Raw genomic sequence first — 21,381 nt, forward strand, 5'->3', positions numbered from 1 at the left:
GGGGCCGGGGCAGGGTATCCCTGCCGGTGCTACCTTCCGCAGGGGTCTGGGTGGCCCGGCCGGTTCGATGGAGGCTCCTCTCGTCACCGGACGAACGCGGCGATCACGCGAGAGCTCGCCGACGATCGCGCCGAACGTCCGAACGCGCCACCCGACGAGAGGAAGGCCCGCCATGGCGACGGCCACCGCATCCGAAGCGACCCGAACCACAACCCCCGAAAGCAAGTTGACGAAGCGTCAGCGAATCGTCCTGCTGGTCCTGCTGGTGGCCCAGTTCATGCTGGCGGTGGACTTCTCGATCCTGAACGTGGCGCTGCCGGCGATCGGCGAGGGCCTCGGGCTCCCGCTGGGCGGGCTGCAGTGGATCGGGACGGCGTTCGCGCTGTCCGCCGCCGGCTTCACCCTGCTGTTCGGGCGGGTCGCCGACCTGTTCGGACGGCGGCGGCTGTTCCTGCTCGGGCTGGCCCTGCTGGGGGCGTCCTCGCTGGTGGGCGGGCTGGCCACCGGTCCGGCGGTGCTGATCGCGGCCCGGGTCGCCCAGGGGCTGGCCACCGCGATGGTCACCCCGGCGGGCCTGTCGCTGCTGACCACGTCCTTCCCGGAGGGGCCGCTGCGCGACCGGGCGCTGGGCCTCAACGGGGCGCTGATGTCGGCGGGGTTCACCACCGGCGCGGTGCTCGGCGGGGTGCTGACCGACCTGCTGTCCTGGCGGTGGGCGTTCTTCGTCAACGTGCCGGTGGCGTTCGCGGTGCTGCTGGCGGCCCCCGGGGTGATCCGGGAGAGCCGCCCGGACGTCCGGCCCAGGCTGGACGTGCCCGGCGCGCTCTCCGTCACGCTCGGCCTGCTGTCCCTGGTGTTCGGCCTGACCAGGGCCGGTGCGGCCGGCTGGGGCGACGCGCTCGCGCTGGGCGGGCTCGGCCTGGGCGCCGCGCTGCTGCTGGTGTTCCTGGCCGTCGAGCGCCGGGCCGCGGCGCCGCTGGTGCCGGTGTCGATCCTGCGGCGGCGCAGCGTGGTGTGGGGCAACGCGGCGGGGCTGATCGCCTTCCTGACCGAGACCTCGCTGGTCTTCCTGCTGACCCTCTACCTGCAGGAGGTGCTCGGCTTCTCCGCCCTCGCGGCCGGCCTGTCCTTCGGCGTGCTGGGCTTGGGCACCGTGCTGGGCGGCGCCACCGCCGCCCGGCTGATCGCCGCGGTCGGCACCCGGGCCGCCCTGGTGACCGGCGGGCTGGTGCAGGCCGTCGCGACCGCGGCCCTGCTGCTGCTCGGGCAGAGCCACTCCTCGCTGTGGCTGCTGCTCGCGGCGACCTTCGTCGGCGGCGTCGGCAACATGTACGTCATCGTCGGGTTCATGGTCACCGCGACCTCCGGCCTGCCGGACCGCGAACAGGGCCTGGCCACCGGCCTGGCCACGATGACCCAGCAGATCGGCATCACCGTGGGCACCCCGGTGATGAGCGCGGTGGTCGCGGCCCGGGCCGGCGCCCACCCGTCCGTCCCGGCGGTCCTGGACGGCATCACGCTCGCCGTCCTGGTCAACGCGGCCCTGGTCCTGGTGGGCGTCCTGACCACCGGCTTCCTCCGCCGCCGCGCCTCCTGAGCCCCGCCCGTCCCCTCACCCGTCCGTCCCCTCACCCGCTCCCGCCCGGCCCGCAGGCAGCACCGCGGGCCGGGCGCCGCGTCCCGCCGGGAGCAGCGGATCGGGAGGCGCGGCGGCAGGCGCACTCCCGGGGCGGTGCGCGCCGACCACGGGGAACCGGTCGGTGGTGTGGCACGGGTCGTGGGTGGGGGCTGGCATGATCGAGGGATGGTTGAACGAGTCATCGCCGCCTGCGACGGAGCGGCCAAGGGCAACCCGGGACCCGCCGGGTGGGCGTTCGTGGTCGCGGACGGGAACGGCGTGCCGCAGCGCTGGGAGTCCGGCGCGCTGGGGCGCAACACCAACAACGTCGGGGAGTTGACGGCGCTGCAACGCCTGCTGGAGGCCACCGACCCGGGGGCCCCGCTGGAGGTGCGCCTCGACAGCACCTACACCCGGGACGCGGTCACCAAGTGGCTGCACGGCTGGAAGCGCAACGGCTGGAAGACCGCGGCCGGCAAGCCGGTCGCGAACCAGGAGCTGATCCAGCGGATCGACGCGCTGCTGTCCGGCCGGGACGTCGAGTTCGTCTACGTGCCCGCCCACCAGGTGGACGGCGACCCGCTGAACGCCATCGCCGACAAGGCCGCCAGCGACGCGGCCCGCACCCAGCAGTCCGCCGCCGGTACCGCCGCCGACCTGCCGGTGCCCGACCCGGCGGCCGCCCCCGCCCCGCGCGCCCGCCGGGCCGCCGGTTCCGCGTCCGCCGCGTCCGCTTCGTCCTCCGGCGCCAACGGCGCTGCGGTGAAGCGGAGTTCGACGGGCGGTGGCGGCCGGACGCTGGCCGCGAAGTTCCCCGGCCGGTGCCCGTGCGGGCGCTCCTACGGCAAGGGCGAGACGATCACCAAGGTGGGCGGCAGCTGGGGTCACCCGGACTGCGCCGCCGCCCACGCCTGACGCCGAGCCCGAGCGGCCGGAGCAGCCCGTACAGCCCGAGCGGCCGCAGCGGCCGGGGCCGGGCCGGAGCCGAGGTCACCCCCCGCTCCGGCCCGGCCCCGGCCGTAGACCCGTCCTGGCCGTAGACCGGCCCCGGCCGCAGACCCGCCCCGCCCCCGCCGTCACTTCGTGGCGGGGAACGCCGCCCGGAGCACGGCGCCCCGGGTCAGGAAGGCGACGCCGACCAGCGCGAGCGCGGACAGCCCCTGCAGCACGGCGTACCAGGCCGGGCACAGCCCGGGGACCAGGTCGACGCCGATGACGGCGATCGGGGAGACCACCGAGAGGGTGCGCAGCCGGTCGAACGCCTTGGCGTCGCCCGCGCGGGCCCGCCCGAGGTAGCGGTGGAGCAGGAAGGTCGCCAGGAACAGGATCGCGCCGCGCACCCACATGAAGGCGCTGGTCTGGTGCCCGGTGGCGGCCATCACGGCGACGGTGGCGAGGACGATCGCACCGACCGCCCCGAACAGGGTGAGGCAGGTCCGGACGGTGTCGAGCACTTCCCCGGTCCGCGCGTCAGCCGGTCCGGCGGCGGTGCCGGTGCCGGTGGCGTCGATGGTGCCGGTGGTGCCGTGCGCAGCGGCGGTTTCGGTGGTGGTGTCCATGGTGCCGGGCTCCCCGCGTCTCGTGGTGTCGGTGTGCCATCGACGCTACGGAGCGCGCGGCCGCCCCGACATGGGCCTGCCCGTACGACCGGGTGGGTCTGGACCCACCTTCCACGGGGTTTGTCCGGGCCGCCGCCGGTGTGCCAGATTGCCACGGAGCGCGTGCTCCCGCATCCGCACCGTCACCCTAGCGAATCCGACGAAAAGGACCCCATGACCACCGAGACGCTGGAGTTCCAGGCCGAGGCACGGCAGCTGCTGCAGTTGATGGTCCACTCGATCTACTCGAACAAGGACGTCTTCCTGCGCGAGCTGATCTCCAACGCCTCGGACGCCCTGGACAAGCGGCGCCTGGCCGGACTCACCGAGGAGCGGCTGCGCGCCGACGACCTGCACATCGCCCTCGCCCTCGACCCGGACGCCCGCACGCTGACCGTCCGCGACAACGGCATCGGCATGACCCGTGACGAGGTCGTCGGCCTGATCGGCACCATCGCCCGCTCCGGCACCGCCGAGACGCTGCGCCGCCTGCGCGAGAGCAAGGAACCCGCCGAGCTGATCGGCCAGTTCGGCGTCGGCTTCTACTCGACCTTCATGGTCGCCGACCGGGTCACCCTGGTCACCCGCAAGGCGGGCGAGCCCACCGGCATCCGCTGGGAGTCGGCCGGCGAGGGCACCTACACGGTCGAGACGGTCGAGGACGCGCCCGAGGGCACCTCGGTCACCGTCCACCTGCGCCCCGAGGACGACGAGGACGGGCTGCACGACTACACCGACCTGGCCACCGTCCGGCGGATCGTCAAGCGCTACTCGGACTTCATCGCCTTCCCGATCCGGGCCGCCGCCCCCGACGGCGGCGAGCAGACCCTCAACTCGATGAAGGCGCTCTGGGCCCGCCCGCGCTCCGAGGTCGCCGACGAGGAGTACCGCGAGTTCTACCGGCACATCGCGCACGACTGGACCGACCCGCTGGAGACCATCCGGATGCGGGCCGAGGGCACCTTCGAGTACGAGGCGCTGCTGTTCGTCCCGGCCCGCCGCCCGCACGACCTGTTCCAGCGCGACGGCCGCCACGGCGTCCAGCTGTACGTCAAGCGGGTGTTCATCATGGAGGACAGCCGCGAACTGCTCCCCGACCACCTGCGCTTCGTCAAGGGCGTGGTGGACGCCGCGGACCTGTCGCTGAACATCTCCCGCGAGATCCTCCAGCAGGACCGGCACATCCAGCTGATCCGCCGCCGCCTCGCCAAGAAGGTGATGGCCACCATCAAGGAGATGATGACCGGCGACGCCGACAAGTACCGCACCTTCTGGCGCGAGTTCGGCCCCGCCGTCAAGGAGGGCCTGCTCGACCCGGCCGAGGACCGCAAGGCCATCCTCGACGTCGCCTCCTTCGCCAGCACCGCCGGCGAGGAGCCGGTCGGCCTGGCCGACTACGTCGCCCGGATGAAGGACGGCCAGGACAAGATCTACTACATGACCGGCGAGAGCCGCGCCCAGGTCGAGAACTCCCCGCACCTGGAGGCGTTCCGGGCCAAGGGGTACGAGGTCCTGCTGCTCACCGACCCGGTGGACGAGATCTGGGTCGAGGGCGTCCCCGAGTACGAGGGCCGGGAGTTCAGCTCGGTCGCCCGCGGCGCCGTCGACCTGCCCGCCGAGGAGGTCTCCGAGGAGCGCGCCGGTGCCTACGCGCCGCTGCTCGGCTGGCTGGGCGAGACGCTCGCCGAGGTCAAGGACGTCCGGCTGACCAGCCGCCTCACCAACTCGCCGGCCTGCCTGGTCAGCGACGCCGACGGGCTCACCCCCACCCTGGAGAAGATGTACCGGGCGATGGGCCAGGACGTCCCGGCCGCCCGGCGGATCCTCGAACTCAACCCCGACCACCCCCTGGTCGCCGCCCTGCGCACCGCGCACGAGGAGCGCGCCGACGATCCGGCTCTGACCGAGACCGCCGAACTCCTCTACGGCACCGCCCTGCTGGCCGAGGGCGGCGACCTCGCCGACCCGGCCCGCTTCGCCAAGCTGCTCGCCGACCGGCTGGCCCGCACGGTCTGACACCCCCGGCCGCGACCCCGCCCCCGTCCACTCCCGGGGGCGGGGCCGTGGCTCCTTCGTCACCGCGCGCGCTGGTGAACTGCGCCTGGACGGGCGGAAGTTCCGCTCGCTGGTCAACAACTGGCCCGACTACGGCGGCATGCAGCAGTACGTCTGCTGGTTCCTCGGCCTCGCCGACGACTCCTATGGCCACGGCACCAACCGCGACAGGTTCTACACCGACGCCAACTGCCGCAAGGCGTACCGGGCCTGGGCCAAGCACGTGATCCGGCGCCGCGACCGGCACACCGGCCTGCGCTACGCCGACGACCCCGCCGTGATGGCCTGGGAGCTCACCGACGAGCCGCGCTGCCGCAGCGACAAGTCCGGTGCCACGCTGCTCGGTTGGGCCCGCGAGGTGAGCGCCTACGTGAAGTCGCCGGCCCCGCGCCGGCTGCTCGCCGTCGGCCGCAGGCTCGGAAAGCCCGTCGTCGTCGAGGAGTTCGGCCGCCGGGTCGACGACGGCTCGTTCTACCCCGACTACGACGGCCACCGCGTGATGTGGAACAACGACCCGGCCAACCCCACCCGCACCACCGCGCAGCTGTTCGCCGCCCACGCGAAGGCGATGACCGCAGCGCACTGACCGGGTGCGGGCGGGCCCCGGCGGAACTCCCGCCGTCCTTCCCGTTCATGAGAATTCCGCCCGCCGCCGTCACGATCCGGCTCCTCGTGACGGCCGTCACAGGGGTGCGGGTGAAACGTGTGGTGGGGTGGGGGACGTCTGAGCTGTGGGCAGGGGACGCCCCCGCAAGGGAATCGGAGTGTTGATGGTGGCTGGTCGGTGGCGGGGGTTGCGGGTGCGGTCGAACTGCCCCCGGGCCGATCGGGAGGGTCGGCGCCGCTGGGTGCCGGACTGGCGGCACCGGATCGACTACCCGCGCGACGGCCGCCGGGGCGTGCGGCGCTGGCTGCCGTCCTGGCGGCAACTGCTGCTGCTGGCGGGCGGGGCGTTCGGGCTGCTGGTGGCCACGGCCGGGGTGATGTACGCGACCACGGACATCCCCACCGACCTCAACTCCTTCGCCACCCAGCAGAACAACGTCTTCTACTGGGCCGACGGCACCGAGATGGCCCGCACCGGGCTGGTCAACCGGCAGGACGTGCCGCTGGACCAGGTGCCGGACCAGGTGCAGTGGGCGGTGCTGGCCGCCGAGAACGAGACCTTCTACTCGGACCCGGGCATCTCCTTCCAGGGCATCGCCCGCGCGGTCTACCGGATGGGCTCGGGCGGCGACACCCAGGGCGGCTCGACCATCACCCAGCAGTACGTGAAGAACGCCTACCTGAACCAGCGTCAGGACTTCTCCCGCAAGCTCGACGAGATGTTCATCGCGCTGAAGCTGGACCAGCAGGTCAGCAAGGAGGAGATCCTCGGCGGCTACCTGAACATCAGCTGGTTCGGCCGCGGCAGCTACGGCATCGAGCGCGCCGCGCAGGCGTACTACGGCAAGGACGTCTCCGAACTCGACGTCAGCGAGGGCGCGTTCCTGGCCTCGCTGCTCAAGGGCGCCTCGCTGTACGACCCGGCGACGAGCGCGGACAACCACGCCCGGGCGGTCGAGCGCTGGTCGTGGATCCTGGACCGGATGGTGAAGATCGGGAAGCTGTCGGCGGCCGACCGGGCCAAGTACACCCGGTTCCCGGAGCCCCGGCCGGTGCCTCCGCTGGTCGGGCTGAACGGCCAGACCGGCTACCTGGTCGACCTGGCCAAGAGCTACGTGCAGAGCCACGCCGACATCTCACCGGCCCGGTTCGACCTGGGCGGCTACCAGATCTACACCACCTTCGAGAAGCCCCGGGAGACCGCGCTCACCGAGGCCGTCGAGACCGCCGAGAAGGGGCTCGACCCCGAAGGCCGCCCCGCCGACCGGAACGTCCACCTGGGCGCCGCCTCGGTGGCCACCGACGGCCGCATCCTCGCGGTCTACGGCGGCCCCGACTACCTGAAACAGGGCTTCGACAACGCCAACACGGTGAACGTGCCGGTCGGTTCGGCCTTCGCCCCGCTGGTGTACGCGGCCGGCCTGGGCCAGGGCGTCCAGCGCGAACGCGACGGCGGCCGGACGTCCGTCGGGCCCACCACCAAGTACAACGGGGACAACGGCGTCGAGCTGCAGACCCCGGAGGGCCCTTACTGGGGGCGGGACGGGAAGAAGGCCAAGACCGCCAACGACGGCGGCCGGAACTGGGGCAGCGTCTCGCTGCGGACCGCCGTCGAGCAGTCCGTCAACGGGCCGGTGCAGCAACTGGGCATGGACGTCGGCCTGGGCAACGTCCGCCGGACCGCCCTCGACCTCGGACTGCTGCCGGAGAGCATGGGCGACCTGACGCCCGCCTACACGCTGGGCAACTCCACCCCCAGCGCGATCCGGCTCGCCGACGCGTACACCGCCTTCGACGCCGCGGGCCGGCGCACCGACCCCTACTCGGTCAGCAGCGTCAGCCAGAACGGCAGCGACGTGCCGGTGGAGAAGCCGAAGGCCGTCCAGGCCGTCACCCCCGCGGTGGCCGCCGAGGTCGACACCGCGCTGCACGGCGCGGTCAAGGACGGCGCGTCCAAGGAGGTCCGCCAGGCCGCCCCGGACGGCGCCGGGAAGACCGGCACCACCCAGGAGCGCGACGCGGGCTGGTACGTGGGCTACCGGGGCAGCGTCACCACCGCGGTCACCCTGTTCCGGCTCGACCTGAAGACCCTGGAGCTGCTCCCGCTGGACGGCGTGGGCGGCGCCGCGCCGAACGCCCCCGACTCGGCGATCCCGGCCGGCATCTGGGCCGCCTACGCGAAGGACGCCGCGCACTGACGGGCGGGGAGGGGGCGGGGCGGGGAGGGTGCGCCCGCCCCGCCCGGGTCACTTCAGGTAGCTCGGCCAGTCGGGCGACTGGGCCGGGTCCAGTCGGCGCAACTGGTCCAGCACCTTCGGGTCCTGGGCGTCCATCCAGTCCGCCAGCTCCTTGAACGAGACGCAGCGCACGCCGTCCTTCTTGCAGACGGTCTCCATCACGTCCTGGACGGCCTGCATGTAGATGCCGCCGTTCCAGGTCTCGAAGTGGTTCCCGATGAACAGCGGCGCCCGGCTGCCGTTGTAGACCCGTTCGAAGCCGTCCAGGTACCCCTCGCGGGTCTGCTTCTCCCACGCCGCGTACTTCTTCGGGTCGCCCTCGGTGCTGGCGCCCGACTGGTTGGCCAGGAAGTTGAAGTCCATCGACAGCACCTGGGTGCTGCCGAACGGCAGCAGTTGCAGCGGGAAGTTCCAGATGCCGTCCACCTTCGACGGCCAGACCTGGAACTCGCCCGGGGAGCTGGCGTCGTAGCGCCACCCGTAGGTCTTCGCGGCCGGCAGCAGGTTCTTCTGCCCCTCCAGGCAGGGGGCCCGGCCGCCCACCAGCTCCTTGGCGTAGTCGAACGGCAGCGGGGCCTCGGTGGAGAAGCCGGTGTTGGTCCTCCAGTGGGCGACGAACGAGTACGCCTGGTCGATCTCCTTCTTCCAGTCCTCCACGCTCCAGGTCGAGCCGCCCCCGGCGTCGCCCGCGTCGGTGCAGAAGTGGCCGTTGAAGTGGGTGCCGATCTCGTCGCCGTCCTGCCAGGCCAGCCGCAGCTGCTCCAGGGTCTCCTTGACGTGCGCGTCGGTCGGGAAGGAGATCGCGGCGCTGCCGGGGGAGTGCTGGGGCGCCTGGTAGAGGTTCTTCTTCTCGACCGGGACGAGGTAGATGCCGCTCAGGAAGAACGTCATCGTCGCGTCGTTCGCCTCGGCCAGTTCCCGGAAGCGGGAGAACAGGTGGTCGTCGTTCTCCAGCGCGCCGTCCCAGGAGAACACCACGAACTGCGGCGGCTTCTCGCCCGGCTTCAGCTTCTCGACCTTCAACTGGTGCGGCTGCGGCCCGCTGTCCGACATCGAGCCGTCGCCCAGCACCTTCACCTTGCCGTCCCAGGCGGACGCGGAGGCCCCGGCGCCCGGCCGGGCGGCCTCGGAGGAGACCGGCCCGGTCCGGTCCGCGCCGTCGTCCAGCACCAGCGTCAGGGCGAGCGCGGTGACCGCGCAGCCGGCGAGCACCGCCAGCGACACCTTGACCGTCCGGCTCCGGCTACCGGCCCTCTCTCCGTGCCTGTGGTTCTTCACTGTCCCGTTGCTTCCCGTCCCGCTCCGCCGTCCTGCCGCGCCTCTGCGGCGGCATGACCGGACATCGCACCATCCTTTTATTGGACGACGGCGGGCGGGGGGCGGTTGTCGCCGGAGGCCGAATTCGCAGGTCACCCGGGCCGGTTGCGGAATCCCGGAGTCCGCGGGGGCCCGGAGCCGGTGCGGGCCGGAGCCGGTGCGGGCCGGAGCCGGAGTCGGAGCCGGTGGGCGTCGGAGCCGGAGTCGGTGGGCGTCGGAGTCCGGGCCGGAGTCGGTGCGGGCCGCGGCTCGGATCAGAACAGGCCGTGCCACATCTGCTCGACGACGACGCTCCACCAGGCCGACTCCTTGTGGAACGCGTCCGGGTCGATCGCCGCCAACTCGCCCTGCAGGGACGCCACCACCGCCCCGGCCGCGTACGGGTCCAGCCCGGGCAGCGCGGTCCGGGCCCGCACCAGCGCCTCCAGGCTGCGCAGGAACGCCGACGGCGAGGCGTTGACGTACCGCCCGCTGCCGGTGCGCGGGTGCACCGCCCACACCGAACCCGCCCGGCCGTCGTGGTCGTTGCACTGCACGGCCACCACGCACAGCCCGTCCGAGCCGATCCGGCTCCAGCCCGCCAGGACGTCCAGCAGCTGCGGGTCCAACTCGGCGTCACCGGACGACAGGTGGGTGCGCAGATCGGCGAACAGGCCGCCCGCGGGCGGCGCCTTCGGACGGTCCGCGACGAAGAACAGCGGCACCTCGGCGGGCAGCCCCGCCCACACCAGGGTCGAACGCGCCGCCTCCGGCAGCGCGCTGGCCGCCACGTCGTCCGCGTCGTACCTGACCACCGCGCCGAACGCCTCGGCGACCCGCCGCCCCAGCGCCACGTCCCGCACCGCCGGAGCCGGCTCCACCTCGCCCGGGCGCGGCGCCGGGACCCGGCACGGCCGCGGCGGCGGCTGCTGCCCGGCCAGCGCGGCCGTCCGCTCCGCGTGGTCGGCGAGCTTCGCGACGCCCTCGGCCCGCTCGTCCGCGAAGATCCCGTACGGGAACCCGCAGGAGAGTTCGGCGTTCGGGAACGCCTGCTCCAGCAGCGCGGCCGGGTACCCGCCCGGCAGCGACGCCGGGCGCAGGTCCGTGTGCACCGCCACCACGTTGCCCGCCGGGACGCCCAGCCGGCGCAGCTCGGCCGCCACCTGGTACTCCGCCGGCGGCAGGCCCGGCGCCGAGAGGCGGAACAGCGACACCTCCCCGCCGGTCGCCGGGTCCACGTACGTCGCCACCGCGGTGTTCCCCGGCCCGGTCGCGGGCGGCCCCGACCGCCGCACCCGCTCGGCGTGCCGCGCCTCGTACGCCCGGGCCACCTCCTCCACCGGCACCGACGACCACACGCTCAGCTCCCCGGTCTCCCGGTCCACCACCCCGCACGCCGCCCCGATCTCGGCCGGCGGCCGCCGCTCCCCGGTCACCGGGTCCCGCTCCGGCGGCGGGGGCGCCGCCCACACCACCCACCCCAGGGCGAACTCCCGGTGGCGCACCTCGCGTTGCTGCTCGGCCGGCGCACCGCCGTTCAGCCAGCGGTCGGCCGTGGCGAGGGCCTGCTCCTGGGTGATCACGACGACTCCTCCATCGGGGGCTCCGGGCCCGGGGTTCCGGCCGAGACTAGCGGGAGGTTTCCCCGGAACACGAACGGGTGTCCGGTGTCGTCCGGCGAATTCCCCTTCGCGGCCTTGCCGTTGGGAATGTCCGGTGGTGCGGTGCTCCGCATCGTTCGCTGGTCGGCTGGTCGGTCGGTCGAATTCCCCGTTCCGGAGCGGAGTTCGAGGGTTCCTTGACCAATCCGATGCGATCATTTGACTGTGCGTTGAACATGGTGCAGCGTGTTCCGGCGCCGCGACCCGGCGGGGCGGGACTCCGCCGGGGCAGGGCCACGAACCGCCTCCCCGGCGCGGACGGGGAGGGCAACCGTAGACCGTGTCGCCGCGCCGCACCGGCGTCCCGACACCGAGTACAGGGGGAACCACCCATGACCGCTGCCGAGACCGGGGTCGTGACGGTCGAGCGCCATCTCGTGCCCCGCGCCGACGCCCAGGAGTTCGCCGACGAGCTGAGCGGGCAGGTGGCCCGGCTCGTCGACGGCCTGGAGGAGTCCGCGGAGCTGATCGACTACACCTTCAAGAGCGCGCTGCTGGCGATGCGGCTGCACTGCCTGGCCGACCCGGACGCGGGCCGGCTGGAGACCTGGACCGCCACCACCACCGCCCTGCAGGTGGGTTCGGCGCTGTTCGCGGCGACGGGTGCGGACGAGGGCCGGGTCGACTGCTTCATCGGCCACCGGGCGCGCTCGATCCCGGCGCTCGGCCCGCAGCCGTGCGCCAACCCGGACAACTGGCTGGACACGCTCTGGCTGGCCGTCATCTGCCGGGACCGGAAGCGGATCGAGGAGCTGTGCGAGGTCCCGCCGGAGCGGCTGCGGGCGGGCGGGGCCGGGTACGACGACTTCGTCCACCGCTGGACCGACGCCCTCCGGTCGTACTGGCTGCGCGGGCCGGACCTGATCGACCGGCTGGGCCTCGCCTTCGAGGCCTCGCACCCGCAGGCCGTCCGGATCGCCCCGTTCGAACTGGTCGACCAGGTGCTGTTCCCGCCGCTGGACCTCCTCCGCCGGATCGTCGCCCGGCAGCAGGCCGAGTTCGGCCGGACCCTGGTGGCGGCCCTGGAGGCGCACCGGACGTACTGGACCTCCGACGAGAGCTGGGCGACCGACGCCAACGGCGCCCTCCCGCTCGGCCCGCTCGCGATGGCCTGCCACGCCTTCGACGGCGACTTCCCCATCGGGGTGGAGTCCCCGTACATTCCCAAGTACCTGCTCAACCGCGAGTGGCTGGGCGAGTTCCCGACCTGACGGCCGGGCGGGTGCGGCCCCACCGGCGGCGGTGGGGCACAGTGGTGACGGGCCCCGCGACGGAGCGGGGCCGGTGTCGGAACGGACGAGGGACGCAGGGGAGTTCGGGTGTCGCAGCAGATCGTCGTCGATGAGGGGAACCTGCGCGGGCAGGGCAAGAACCTGGAGTCGATCGGGGAGTCGTTCCAGCGGACCGTCGACCAGATGAAGTCGCGGCTGTCGGCGCTGGAGGACAGCGACCCGCCGTGGGGGGACGACGACCTCGGCGAGAAGTTCGGCATCGTCTACGAGGGCCTGCGCGACGGCATGAAGGAGTCGATGGACTCCCTGGCCCAGCGGCTCGGCGAGGTCGGGCAGAAGCTCCAGGTGATGGCCGACAACCACGCCGCCAACGAGGCCGACACCGTGGACCGGATCAACGCCCTCGGCGACCGGACGCAGAGCGCGGGCAGCGAGATCCAGACGATGAGCCGCCCGCAGATCTGACCCGCGCCCTCGTCGGTCGGCCCGGGCTGGTCGGCCCCGGCCGGTTGGTCGCGGTGGGTCGGTCACGGCCGGTCGGTCACAGCGGGTCGGTCACAGCGGGTCGGTCACGGTGGGGGAGCCGCCGGTGGGCTCGGCGGCTCCCCCGGGTGGGGCGGGTGCGGTCAGGCGTCCCAGCCGAGTTCGTAGACCGCGGCGGCGGTGTTGGTGATGTGGACCGCGCCGGTGAGGCCCTGGTAGGCGCCGGTGCCGCCGGTGATGACGCCGTCGAACTTCTTCGGGTACTTGGCGGTCAGCGGGTTGTCGATCGGGACGACCGCCGTGAAGGTCACCTGGTCGCCGTCGGTGAAGACCAGGTCGGCGGTGCAGAAGGCGGTGACCGAGTCCGCCGTGACCACGTCCTTGGTGCACTGGTCGTACACGGTGGCGACCGTCGCGCCCGAGGCGTCCTTGGCCGTGGCGGTGCCGCCGAAGCCCGCGCCGACCGCGCTGGCCGCGCCGCCCGCCGAGTTGGTGCCGGTGAAGTCGATCGTGAGGGCGGGCGGGGCGGCCCGGTGCGCGTCGGTGGTGGCCGCACCGGCGAGCGCGGGGACACCGGCGACGACGGCGGCGGTGCCGACGGCGAGCGCGATGATCCCCTTGGTCTTGGCAGTTCGGGACATGGTTCCTCCAGTTCGGTCCGGGCGGGAGTGCCCGGGGGCGGGCCCACATCACCACACATCGGACACGGAGAGTGCCCAGGCATCACTCCCCGTGTCGCCCGCCCCGCGCCGCCGGACACGCCGTCACACCCCTTGCCGGACAAGGCCCCGCCCTCCGGGCCCCCGACCTGGACCGGGTCGGCGAAAATCACCCGTTCGTATCCGCAGCGTCCGCGGTGTCGGCCGAACTGCTCAGGACGGCTTTGCCGGCGGGGCGCCGGGCTCAGGTCGGTGTCGGGGCACAGGTGTTGCGGCACCGATGACGCAGCACGGGTGTTGTGGCATCAATGCCAGGTCATGCGTGACGGGTCACTGATGCCGCGTCACCGGTGTCGAGACACGGATGACGCGTCACCGATGTCGCGTCATCGATGTCGGGGCACGGATGGTGCGTCATCGATGTGCGGTCATGCATGCCGGAGCATCGGTGCCCTACGGACAGGGGCGGAGCCGGAGGCAGGTAGCTCAGGCCGCCGTCTGGCGCCGCCGGCGCCGCCGCGGGCGCAGGCGCTCGCCGCGGGCGAAGCGGCGCAGGCGGGGGAAGCGGGAGAAGCGGTCGCGGTTGGCGACGGCGGCCCGGTCGAGTTCCTCCATCAGGCGGCGGCCGCGGTGTTCGAGGTCGAGCTCGTCGAGGATGCGGTCGACCTCGGCGAGCAGCGAGCCGTGCAGCTGCCAGGCCTCCGGGTGCTCCTGGACGCGGCGCAGCAGGAGCTGGGCGGCGTTCTCCCGGCAGGCCCAGGCGGCGGCGAGTTCGGAGGCCAGCCGCTGTTCGGCCTCCTCGGCGTTGCGGCTGACCTGGGTGGTGACCAGCACCGCGAAGCTCACCAGCGCGCCGCCGACATGCTCGAACAGCTCCTCCAGGGCCACCGCCACGTCCGCCGGGAACAGCCGCTCGTCCGGGTCGCGGCGCTTGGCCAGGTCGGTCAGCGAGCGGGCGATCACCCGGACCACCACCACGCAGATCTCCAGGGTGTCCAGCCCGGTGCGCAGCACCAGCCGGGAGAGCAGGCCCTCGCTGATCCGCGGGTTCAGCCGCAGGCTGTCCTCGGCCTGCCGCAGCGCCCCGTCCACCTCGGCGATGGCCTGGTCCAACCGCCGGGCCTCGTACAGTCGTTCGGCGGCGCGCTCCACCGGGACGGGCCGCCCCAGCTGTTCGGACAGCCCGAGCAGCAGGTGCCGGGCCCGGCGGGCCAGGTCCTCGATCGACTCGCCGGCCGTGTCCACCCACACCGGTGGCGCTATCACCAGGTTGAACACCAGGCCGACGCTCGCGCCGATCACCGTCTCCAGCACCCGGTCCCAGGCCTGGGTGGTGACCTGGGAGACGCCCAGGATCAGCATCGCGCTGATCGCGACCTCCTGGACGAACTCGTCCACCCGCACGAAGCGGCCCACCACCAGCGAGGCGAGGATGATCAGGCCCAGGCTCCACCAGGACAGCCCCACCACCGCCGAGAACCCGATCGCGATCAGCACCCCGACCACCACCGAGTTGACCCGCCGGATGCTGGTGGTCAGCGTCGAGTACACCGTCACCTGCACCACCAGCAGCGCGGTCAGCGGCGCGGTCAGCGGCACCGGCTCCCTGCTCAGCCAGGTCGCCACCACGTACGACAGCGTCGCGGCGACCGTGGCCCGCACCGTCTGCACGACGAACGGGTCCTTGGCCCCACGGCGCAGCACAGCCGCCACCGGCTCCGGAACGAAACGCATGCAGCCCTTCTATCCTTGCCGGCTCCCGTTCACACCGTTCACACGCTGACGGGGCGCCAGGCTGTGAGCCCCGGTCACAGGATGAACGCCTGTCTGGCTGCGTCCCCGGCCCCCCGCCCACCATGGCGGCATCGGACGCCCATGCCCTCCCGCGCGGCCGAACGCGTCCGCGGTCCGAGGACGCGCCGCGCGATCCGAAGACCGGACGAGGTGGTGGTCGCCGTGAGCGACGTCTCCGACCTGACCGAGCGCACCGAGGCGGTGCCGACCCCCGAGGTGCTGCGACCACTGCGGTACGCCGGGGTGTTCGCGCTGCTGTTCCTGTTCGGCACCGAGACCTTCCTGGTCTCCCCGCTGCTGCCGACCATCGCCGACTCGATCGGCTCCACCGAGGCCGCCGCGGCCTCCACCGTCACCGCGTACGTCCTGGTGTACGCGGTCTTCGCACCGTTCCTCGGCCTGCTCAGCGACCGGTTCGGCCGCCGCCGCACCCTGCTCGCCGGCGGGTTGCTGTTCGTGCTGTCCAACGCGGCCGCCGCGCTCTCCACCGGGCTCACCCTGCTGGTCCTCTCCCGCGCGCTGGCCGGGCTCGCCGCCGCGGCCGCCGGGCCCGCGATCTGGGCGCACATCGCCGAGACCGCCCCCGAGGCGGTGCGCGGCCGGGCCCTCGGACTCGGCATGGCGCTGTTCTCCACCGGCCAGGTGGTCGGCGTCCCGCTCGGCGCCGCGCTGGCCGGTGCGGCGGGCTGGCGGGCCGCGTTCTGGGCGCTGGCCATCGGCACCCTCGCGGCGATCGCCCTGCTGGCCCGGCAGGTCGCCCACGCGCCCGGCAGCGCGGCGTCCGGCGGGGCGGTCCGGGCCATCCTGGGCGGCTGGCGCGATCCGGCGCTGCGGCGCGCCCTGCTGGTCAACACCGTCTTCAACGCGGCCAACCTCGGCGCGTACACCTTCCTCGGCGCCGTCCTCGACCGCCGCTTCGACCTCTCGGTGCAGGCCCTCGGCCTGGTCGGCGTCCTGGTCGGCGCGGGCAGCGTGGCCGGTTCGCTGCTCGGCGGGCGCCTCGGCGACCGCTACCGCACGGCGGGCCGCACCGACCTGCCGCTGCTCGCGCTCTGGGGCCTGCTGCTGGCCACCGGCATCGCGCTGGCCACGGCCGGGCCCGGGCTGCCGCTCTCGCTGCTGGGCGTGCTGATCTGGTTCACCGCCAGCGGCGCCTTCGTCACCGACCAGCAGACCCTGGCCGGCACCGTCGCCCCCGCCCACCGGGCCACCTCCAGCGCCTGGCTGACCTCCACCATGTACGCGGGCACCGGCCTCGGCGCGTGGGCGGTCGGCGCGTTCTCCGACGTCACCCGCGGCGCGCTGCTGGTCGGCACCGGCCTGGCGCTGGTCGCGGCGGCGGGGGCGTGGCTGGTGACCCGGGGCCTGCGGCAGCACGACTCCTAGGTCGGCGGAGGTGCGCGCGAGGGGCCCCGGCGGACGGGGCCCCCGCTGGATCTCCGCCGTCGGTCGGGGTCGGTCGGGGTCGGTCGGACACGATCCCGTTGAGCCTGGAGCAGTGTCGGCATTCTGATTGTGCGGTCCCGTGCAGAGCCCGATACTCGTGGCCGGGGCGGGACGGGGAGCGGTCGAAGCCTGTCCGGCGGAGTCGGATTCGCTCAGGGGAGGGCAATGATGACAGGAATCGAACTCCTGGCGGGGGCCGGGGTGGCTTACCTCATCCGCAAACTCCGGCGGGTGGGTGAGCGGGCGGACGCGGATGTCGACCTCGCGCTGGAAGCCGGAATGGACGCCGTTCACGAGCTGGTCGTCGAGCGGCTCGGCGCCGACCGGGCGCTGGAGACCCTGGTGGCGGAAGCCGGGAGCGGCGACGGCACGGTGAGCAAGCGGACGCTGCGTCGGGTCCGTGACGCGGTGGCGGCGGAAGCCGAGGGCGATCCCGCCTTCGAGGAGCGGCTGCGGCAGCTCGTGGAGGACCTGCGGGCCGAGGAGCAGCAGTCCGGGCAGTACAGCGCGAAGATCGAGCAGAATGCGGACGTCTCCGGGAGCGGACGGAGCTACCAGGCCGGCCGGGACATGACGGTCCACGAGCGCGGCTCCAGGTGAGTGCTTCGGAGCTCCCGGGGCCGGTGGCGGGGGCGACCGGGCCCGGGGTGAAACTGCAGGCGGTGGCCTCCGGCTTCGCGAGGGTGTTCCAGGCCGCGGGCGACATGGTCGTCTACGAGGGGGGCGAGCCGTACCGCCTCTCGGTGTGGCCGCCCACCGGGTCGACCGGGACGGCGCCACCGGCGGGTGTGGGTGGCGGGTCGGTGCTGCCGAGCGAGCTGCTGCGGGCGGGCGGCGAGGTGGTGGACTTCACGGGCCGGACCGCGGAACTGGACCGACTGCGGCGGTGGCGGGACAGCGCGGACGCGATGGGCGTGTGCCTGGTGCACGGCCCCGGCGGACAGGGCAAGACGCGGCTCGCCCTCCAGGCCGCGGCCGACTGGCGGGCGCAGAGCTGGGTCGTCCTGGGCGCCTTTCACCGGCGGGACCGGCAGGCCGCGCCGGCGTTCGCGGTGCCGGTCGGCCTGGAGAGCGCCGCGGGCGTGCTGGTGGTGGTGGACTACGCCGAGCGGTGGGACACCTCGGACCTGCTCACGCTGCTGGACGACACCCACGTCGGCGCCGGGCGAGGCGTCCGGGTACGCGTCCTGCTGCTGGCCAGACCCACCGGGCCGTGGTGGCAGAACCTCGCCTTCCGGATCAGGCGCGACCTCGGACTGGCCGCCGAGCGGTTCGAACTCCCGCCGGTGGAGGACGAACCCGGCGTGAGTCGGGCCGCGCTGTTCGCCGCCGCCCGCGACCGCTTCGCCGAACTGTTGGACGTGCCTGGGGCCAGGACAGCGGAACCCCCGAGCGCCCTGGCCGCCGAGGACGACTACCGGCTCGTCCTGAGCGTGCACATGGCCGCCCTGGCAGCCGTCCTGTCGGTCCGCCGATCGACCGAGCCCCCGGAGGACCCGGTCGAGGTGTCGGCGTACCTCCTGGACCGGGAGCGCGACCACTGGATCGCCCTGCACCACCGTGCCGAGGACGCGGTCACCGCGACGCCCGACGCGATGGGCCAGCTCGTCTACACCGCGACCCTCACCGGTCCGCTCGGCTACGACGACGGCAGGGCCGCCGTCGGACGGGTGGGGATCGAGAGCGCGCAGGTGCCGGGGCAACTGCTCAAGGACCACGCGCGCTGCTACCCCGCCTTCCGGGGGACGTCGGAGGTCGGCGGACCGGGGACGGTGCTCGAACCGCTGTACCCGGACCGGTTGGGCGAGGACTACCTGGCTCTGTCGACCGACGGGCACGGCCACGACCGCCAGCCCGACTTGTGGGCCGACGGGGCACCCGCCCGGCTGCTCGCCCCGCGACCGGACCCGGCGGGAGGCACGGTGGAAACCGGAACGGCGTGGACCCGGCACGCGCTCACCACGCTGATCGAGGCGGCCGCCCGCTGGCCCCACCTCGCCCGCACCCAGCTCCACCCCCTGCTCCGTGCGCACCCCGAGCTGGCCCTGAGCGCCGGAGGTCCGGCGCTCGCCGTCCTCGCCCGCCATCCCGACATCGACCCCGACCTCCTGGAGACCCTCGACCTGCTGCTGCCGTGGGGGCACGTCGACCTGGACATCGCCGCGGCCGCCATCGCCGACCGGCTCTGCCAGTACCGTCTCGACACCGCTTCCAGCGACGCCCGCCGCGCCCTGGTCCACGAGAACACGGCCCTCCGGTTCTCCGGCGTCGGCCAGTACGACCGGGCCCTGGCCCACTCCGAAAACGCCCTCACCGGGTACCGGGAACTCTTCCTGTCGGACCGCGCCGCCCACGTGCGCAACTACGCGCGCGCGGTCACCAACCACACGGCGCTGCTGGCGGAAGCGGGCCTGCGGGCGGAGGCCCTGCCCCACTCGTTCGAGGCCCTCGCCGTGCAGCAGGAGTTGGCGGCCCTCGACCCGGACACCCCGTCGGGCGGTCTCGCCCGCGCGGTCGCCAACCACGCGCGGTTGCTGGCGGCGGAGGGCAACGGTGCGGCCCGGCAGTACTCCGAGGAGGCCGTCGCCCTGTACCGCAGGCTCGGGGACGGGTACGGGGACCGCCGGATGTCCGACCTCGCCACCGTACTGGGCGACCACGCACTGCGGCTGGCGGAGGAGGGGAATCCGGCCGAGGCCCTGGCCTGTTCCGGGGAGGCCCTCGCCCTGAGCCGGGAGCTGGCCCGCCAGGACCGGTCAGCCCATCTGCCGCTCCTCGCGGCCTCGTTGAACCGTCACTCGGGGCAACTGGCCGATCTGGGACGGCTGCTGGAGGCCCTCGACCATTCGGAGGAGGCCCTGGCCCGGTACCGGGAGCTGGCGGACGCGAACCCGGGTGCCCATGAGTTCGCTCTCGTCCTCGCGGCCGGCGGCCGCGCGCTGCAACTGGTCCGCGCGGGGAGGTCGGCCGAGGCCCTGTCCCTCTCCGAAGAGGCCCTGGCCCGGTACCGGGAGCTGGTCGGGACGGACCGGAGGGCCCACCTGCGCGGCTGCGCCGTCTTCGCGGCCGGCCATGCCACGCTGCTAGCCCAAGCCGGGCGGACGGAGGAGGCGCTCGTCCGTTCCGACGAAGCCCTGCGCCTCCTGCGGGAACTGACGGAGCGCAACGAGGACGCGCACCTGCCGGTCCTCGCCGATCTGCTGGCGAAGTGCGGGGGATGGCTGGCGGAGGCCGCGCAGCCCGAGGCCGCACTGGCCTGCTCCGAGGAGGCCGCCGCCCTGTACGAGGACCTGGCCGAGCGGGACAGGGACACCCATCTGCCGCACTTCGCCGCGGCGTTGCACAACTACGCACTGCAACTGGCGGACGTGGACGAGACGGAAGAGGCCCTGGCCTGCTCGGAGTACGCCTTCGTGCTGTTCCGGGAACTGCTGGAGCAGGACCGTGACGGGTATCTGGGGGCCTACGTGCGGTGCGCCGTCAAGCTCGGGCAGTTGCTGGTGGCCGACTCGCAGTTCACCGAGGCCGTACGGCCGCTCGTCGAAGCGATGCTGGGAGCCCGGCAGCTGCCGGAGGAGGAGCAGTGGGCCGTCGGCGCGAGCGCGGGTTTCCTCCACCTCGCGTACGCCGGGGCCCCGCGCGCGGTCGCCGCCGAGTTCCGGGAGACCACCGGCCTCGAGATGCCGGACTGGATGAAATTCCCCGAGCTCTAGGCGCGGGCCTGGAACGCCCCGGTCGTCACCACCACCGTGCGCCGGGCGGGCCCGGGCTCAGTGCCGGGCCCCGGCCGCCAGCAGTTCCGTCTCCGCCCCGGCCCGGTCGCCGTCCGGTCCGTCCGCCGCGGCCCCGCCGGAGGTCAGTTCCGCCATCCGGGCCGCGTCGGCGGGGGTCGCGGGGGTGAACAGGACGACCAGGGCGGAGGGGTCGTCGACGGGGTGGAAGGAGCTGAGGGTGAGCCGGACGGGGTCGAGGCCGGGCGGGGTGGCCCGGACGGTGCGGGCGGTGAGTTCGGCGACGGAGTGGCAGCCCCACCAGTGGCTCAGCTCGGGGGCGTCGCTCTCCAGCCGGCGGTAGAGCTCGCCGGTGCGCGGGTCGGCGATGGCCGGGCCGGCCTGGGCGCGGAAGTGCTGGAAGACGTTCATGGCCAGCGGTTCCCAGTCGGGCAGCACCCGGCGCAGCCGGTGGTCGACGGCCAGCAGCCACATCAGGTTGCGGCGGTCGGCGGGGACGTGCTCGGGCGATCCCCACAGCGAGGTCCAGGCGGAGTTCCAGGCCAGCAGGTCGAAGTGCCGGTCGAGCAGGGCGGCGGGGCTGGCGGTCCAGGAGTCGAGGACGGGGCGGACGGCCGCGGCCAGCTTCTGGGCGGCGCCGCGGTCGGCGTCGGCGGGCACCGGCTCGTGGTAGCCGGCCAGCCGCATCGCGTGCCGCAGCCCGGCCTGGTCCAGCCGCAGGGCGCGCGCCACCGCCTCCAGGACCTGCCGGGAGGCGGTGACGCGGCCCTGTTCGAGCCAGGTGTACCAGGCGAGGCCGACGCCGGACAGCGAGGCGACCTCCTCGCGGCGCAGCCCGGGGGTGCGCCGCCGGGCGGTGGCGGTCAGTCCGACGTCGGCGGGTTGGAGGAGTTCGCGGTGGGCGCGCAGGAACGCGCCGAGTTCCTGGCCGGTGGCGGGGGTGGACACGGTGCTCGCTCCTCGTC

General features: G+C 73.7%; 16 protein-coding genes. 10 read left to right on the forward strand and 6 right to left on the reverse strand.

All coding sequences use genetic code 11. From position 1 onward, the window contains the following. The first annotated feature begins 172 nt into the window (after positions 1-172). Together HUT16_RS28275 and HUT16_RS28280 are read left to right on the forward strand one after the other, a co-directional pair. Positions 173-1,597, forward strand: coding sequence for an MFS transporter (locus HUT16_RS28275; protein WP_176190867.1), 1,425 nt, complete (start codon positions 173-175; stop codon positions 1,595-1,597). 207 nt (positions 1,598-1,804) lie between these two features. Further along, positions 1,805-2,533 carry a ribonuclease H gene (locus HUT16_RS28280; RefSeq protein WP_176190868.1) on the forward strand — a complete coding sequence of 243 codons (729 nt, stop codon included), beginning with the start codon at positions 1,805-1,807 and terminating at the stop codon, positions 2,531-2,533. Positions 2,534-2,694: 161 nt separating this feature from the next. On the opposite strand, the gene HUT16_RS28285 is transcribed toward HUT16_RS28280, so the two are convergent. Then, positions 2,695-3,177, reverse strand: coding sequence for a hypothetical protein (locus tag HUT16_RS28285; RefSeq protein WP_254898024.1), 483 nt, complete (start codon positions 3,175-3,177; stop codon positions 2,695-2,697). Positions 3,178-3,390: 213 nt separating this feature from the next. Here HUT16_RS28285 and htpG point away from each other — a divergent pair, with 213 nt between their 5' ends. The 3 genes from htpG (at position 3,391) to HUT16_RS28300 (ending at position 8,075) form a co-directional block, all read left to right on the forward strand. Beyond that, the gene (htpG, locus tag HUT16_RS28290; protein ID WP_176190869.1) at positions 3,391-5,232 is read left to right on the forward strand and encodes a molecular chaperone HtpG; all 1,842 of its coding nucleotides are present in this window, start codon (positions 3,391-3,393) and stop codon (positions 5,230-5,232) included. 139 nt (positions 5,233-5,371) lie between these two features. Further along, positions 5,372-5,857 carry a hypothetical protein gene (locus HUT16_RS28295; RefSeq protein ID WP_176190870.1) on the forward strand — a complete coding sequence of 162 codons (486 nt, stop codon included), beginning with the start codon at positions 5,372-5,374 and terminating at the stop codon, positions 5,855-5,857. A gap of 262 nt (positions 5,858-6,119) precedes the next feature. Continuing rightward, the gene (locus HUT16_RS28300; protein WP_254898025.1) at positions 6,120-8,075 is read left to right on the forward strand and encodes a transglycosylase domain-containing protein; all 1,956 of its coding nucleotides are present in this window, start codon (positions 6,120-6,122) and stop codon (positions 8,073-8,075) included. 48 nt (positions 8,076-8,123) lie between these two features. Here HUT16_RS28300 and HUT16_RS28305 read toward each other — a convergent pair whose 3' ends face one another. Together HUT16_RS28305 and HUT16_RS28310 are read right to left on the reverse strand one after the other, a co-directional pair. Further along, the gene (locus tag HUT16_RS28305) at positions 8,124-9,338 is read right to left on the reverse strand and encodes a hypothetical protein (RefSeq protein WP_254898026.1); all 1,215 of its coding nucleotides are present in this window, start codon (positions 9,336-9,338) and stop codon (positions 8,124-8,126) included. A gap of 347 nt (positions 9,339-9,685) precedes the next feature. Continuing rightward, positions 9,686-10,993, reverse strand: a complete 1,308-nt coding sequence (locus HUT16_RS28310) for an SUKH-4 family immunity protein (RefSeq protein WP_176190873.1) — start codon at positions 10,991-10,993, stop codon at positions 9,686-9,688. A 410-nt stretch (positions 10,994-11,403) separates the two neighbouring features. On the opposite strand from HUT16_RS28310, the gene HUT16_RS28315 reads away from it, so the two are divergent. Beyond that, complete coding sequence (locus HUT16_RS28315; protein WP_176190874.1) at positions 11,404-12,282, forward strand: immunity 49 family protein; 879 nt, start codon at positions 11,404-11,406, stop codon at positions 12,280-12,282. Between the two features lie 108 nt (positions 12,283-12,390). Further along, on the forward strand, positions 12,391-12,768 hold the full coding sequence (locus HUT16_RS28320) for a hypothetical protein (RefSeq protein ID WP_176190875.1): 378 nt from the start codon (positions 12,391-12,393) through the stop codon (positions 12,766-12,768). Positions 12,769-12,929: 161 nt separating this feature from the next. On the opposite strand, the gene HUT16_RS28325 is transcribed toward HUT16_RS28320, so the two are convergent. Beyond that, positions 12,930-13,427: a hypothetical protein gene (locus HUT16_RS28325; RefSeq protein WP_176190876.1), complete on the reverse strand. Its 498-nt coding sequence runs from the start codon at positions 13,425-13,427 to the stop codon at positions 12,930-12,932. 504 nt (positions 13,428-13,931) lie between these two features. After that, positions 13,932-15,179: an aromatic acid exporter family protein gene (locus tag HUT16_RS28330; RefSeq protein ID WP_176190877.1), complete on the reverse strand. Its 1,248-nt coding sequence runs from the start codon at positions 15,177-15,179 to the stop codon at positions 13,932-13,934. 222 nt (positions 15,180-15,401) lie between these two features. Between HUT16_RS28330 and HUT16_RS28335 the strand changes: the two genes are divergently transcribed. From HUT16_RS28335 to HUT16_RS28345, 3 genes are all read left to right on the forward strand, one after another. Further along, positions 15,402-16,625: an MFS transporter gene (locus HUT16_RS28335; RefSeq protein WP_176190878.1), complete on the forward strand. Its 1,224-nt coding sequence runs from the start codon at positions 15,402-15,404 to the stop codon at positions 16,623-16,625. Positions 16,626-16,853: 228 nt separating this feature from the next. Then, positions 16,854-17,285: a chromosome partitioning protein gene (locus HUT16_RS28340; protein WP_176190879.1), complete on the forward strand. Its 432-nt coding sequence runs from the start codon at positions 16,854-16,856 to the stop codon at positions 17,283-17,285. Positions 17,286-17,332: 47 nt separating this feature from the next. Then, positions 17,333-20,398, forward strand: a complete 3,066-nt coding sequence (locus HUT16_RS28345; protein WP_176190880.1) for a tetratricopeptide repeat protein — start codon at positions 17,333-17,335, stop codon at positions 20,396-20,398. Between the two features lie 57 nt (positions 20,399-20,455). On the opposite strand, the gene HUT16_RS28350 is transcribed toward HUT16_RS28345, so the two are convergent. Beyond that, complete coding sequence (locus tag HUT16_RS28350; protein WP_254898027.1) at positions 20,456-21,364, reverse strand: helix-turn-helix domain-containing protein; 909 nt, start codon at positions 21,362-21,364, stop codon at positions 20,456-20,458. Positions 21,365-21,381 lie beyond the last annotated feature (17 nt).

Origin of the sequence: Kitasatospora sp. NA04385 (genome assembly GCF_013364235.1) — a bacterium.
GTDB lineage: Bacteria > Actinomycetota > Actinomycetes > Streptomycetales > Streptomycetaceae > Kitasatospora.

What these genes read in the sequence shown, in the direction of transcription:
- HUT16_RS28275 (WP_176190867.1), top strand. Translation starts at nt 173, where the DNA reads ATGGCGACGGCCACCGCATCCGAAGCGACCCGAACCACAACCCCCGAA.
- HUT16_RS28280 (WP_176190868.1), top strand. Translation starts at nt 1,805, where the DNA reads ATGGTTGAACGAGTCATCGCCGCCTGCGACGGAGCGGCCAAGGGCAAC.
- HUT16_RS28285 (WP_254898024.1), bottom strand. Translation starts at nt 3,177, where the DNA reads ATGGACACCACCACCGAAACCGCCGCTGCGCACGGCACCACCGGCACC.
- htpG (WP_176190869.1), top strand. Translation starts at nt 3,391, where the DNA reads ATGACCACCGAGACGCTGGAGTTCCAGGCCGAGGCACGGCAGCTGCTG.
- HUT16_RS28295 (WP_176190870.1), top strand. Translation starts at nt 5,372, where the DNA reads ATGCAGCAGTACGTCTGCTGGTTCCTCGGCCTCGCCGACGACTCCTAT.
- HUT16_RS28315 (WP_176190874.1), top strand. Translation starts at nt 11,404, where the DNA reads ATGACCGCTGCCGAGACCGGGGTCGTGACGGTCGAGCGCCATCTCGTG.
- HUT16_RS28325 (WP_176190876.1), bottom strand. Translation starts at nt 13,427, where the DNA reads ATGTCCCGAACTGCCAAGACCAAGGGGATCATCGCGCTCGCCGTCGGC.
- HUT16_RS28330 (WP_176190877.1), bottom strand. Translation starts at nt 15,179, where the DNA reads ATGCGTTTCGTTCCGGAGCCGGTGGCGGCTGTGCTGCGCCGTGGGGCC.
- HUT16_RS28340 (WP_176190879.1), top strand. Translation starts at nt 16,854, where the DNA reads ATGACAGGAATCGAACTCCTGGCGGGGGCCGGGGTGGCTTACCTCATC.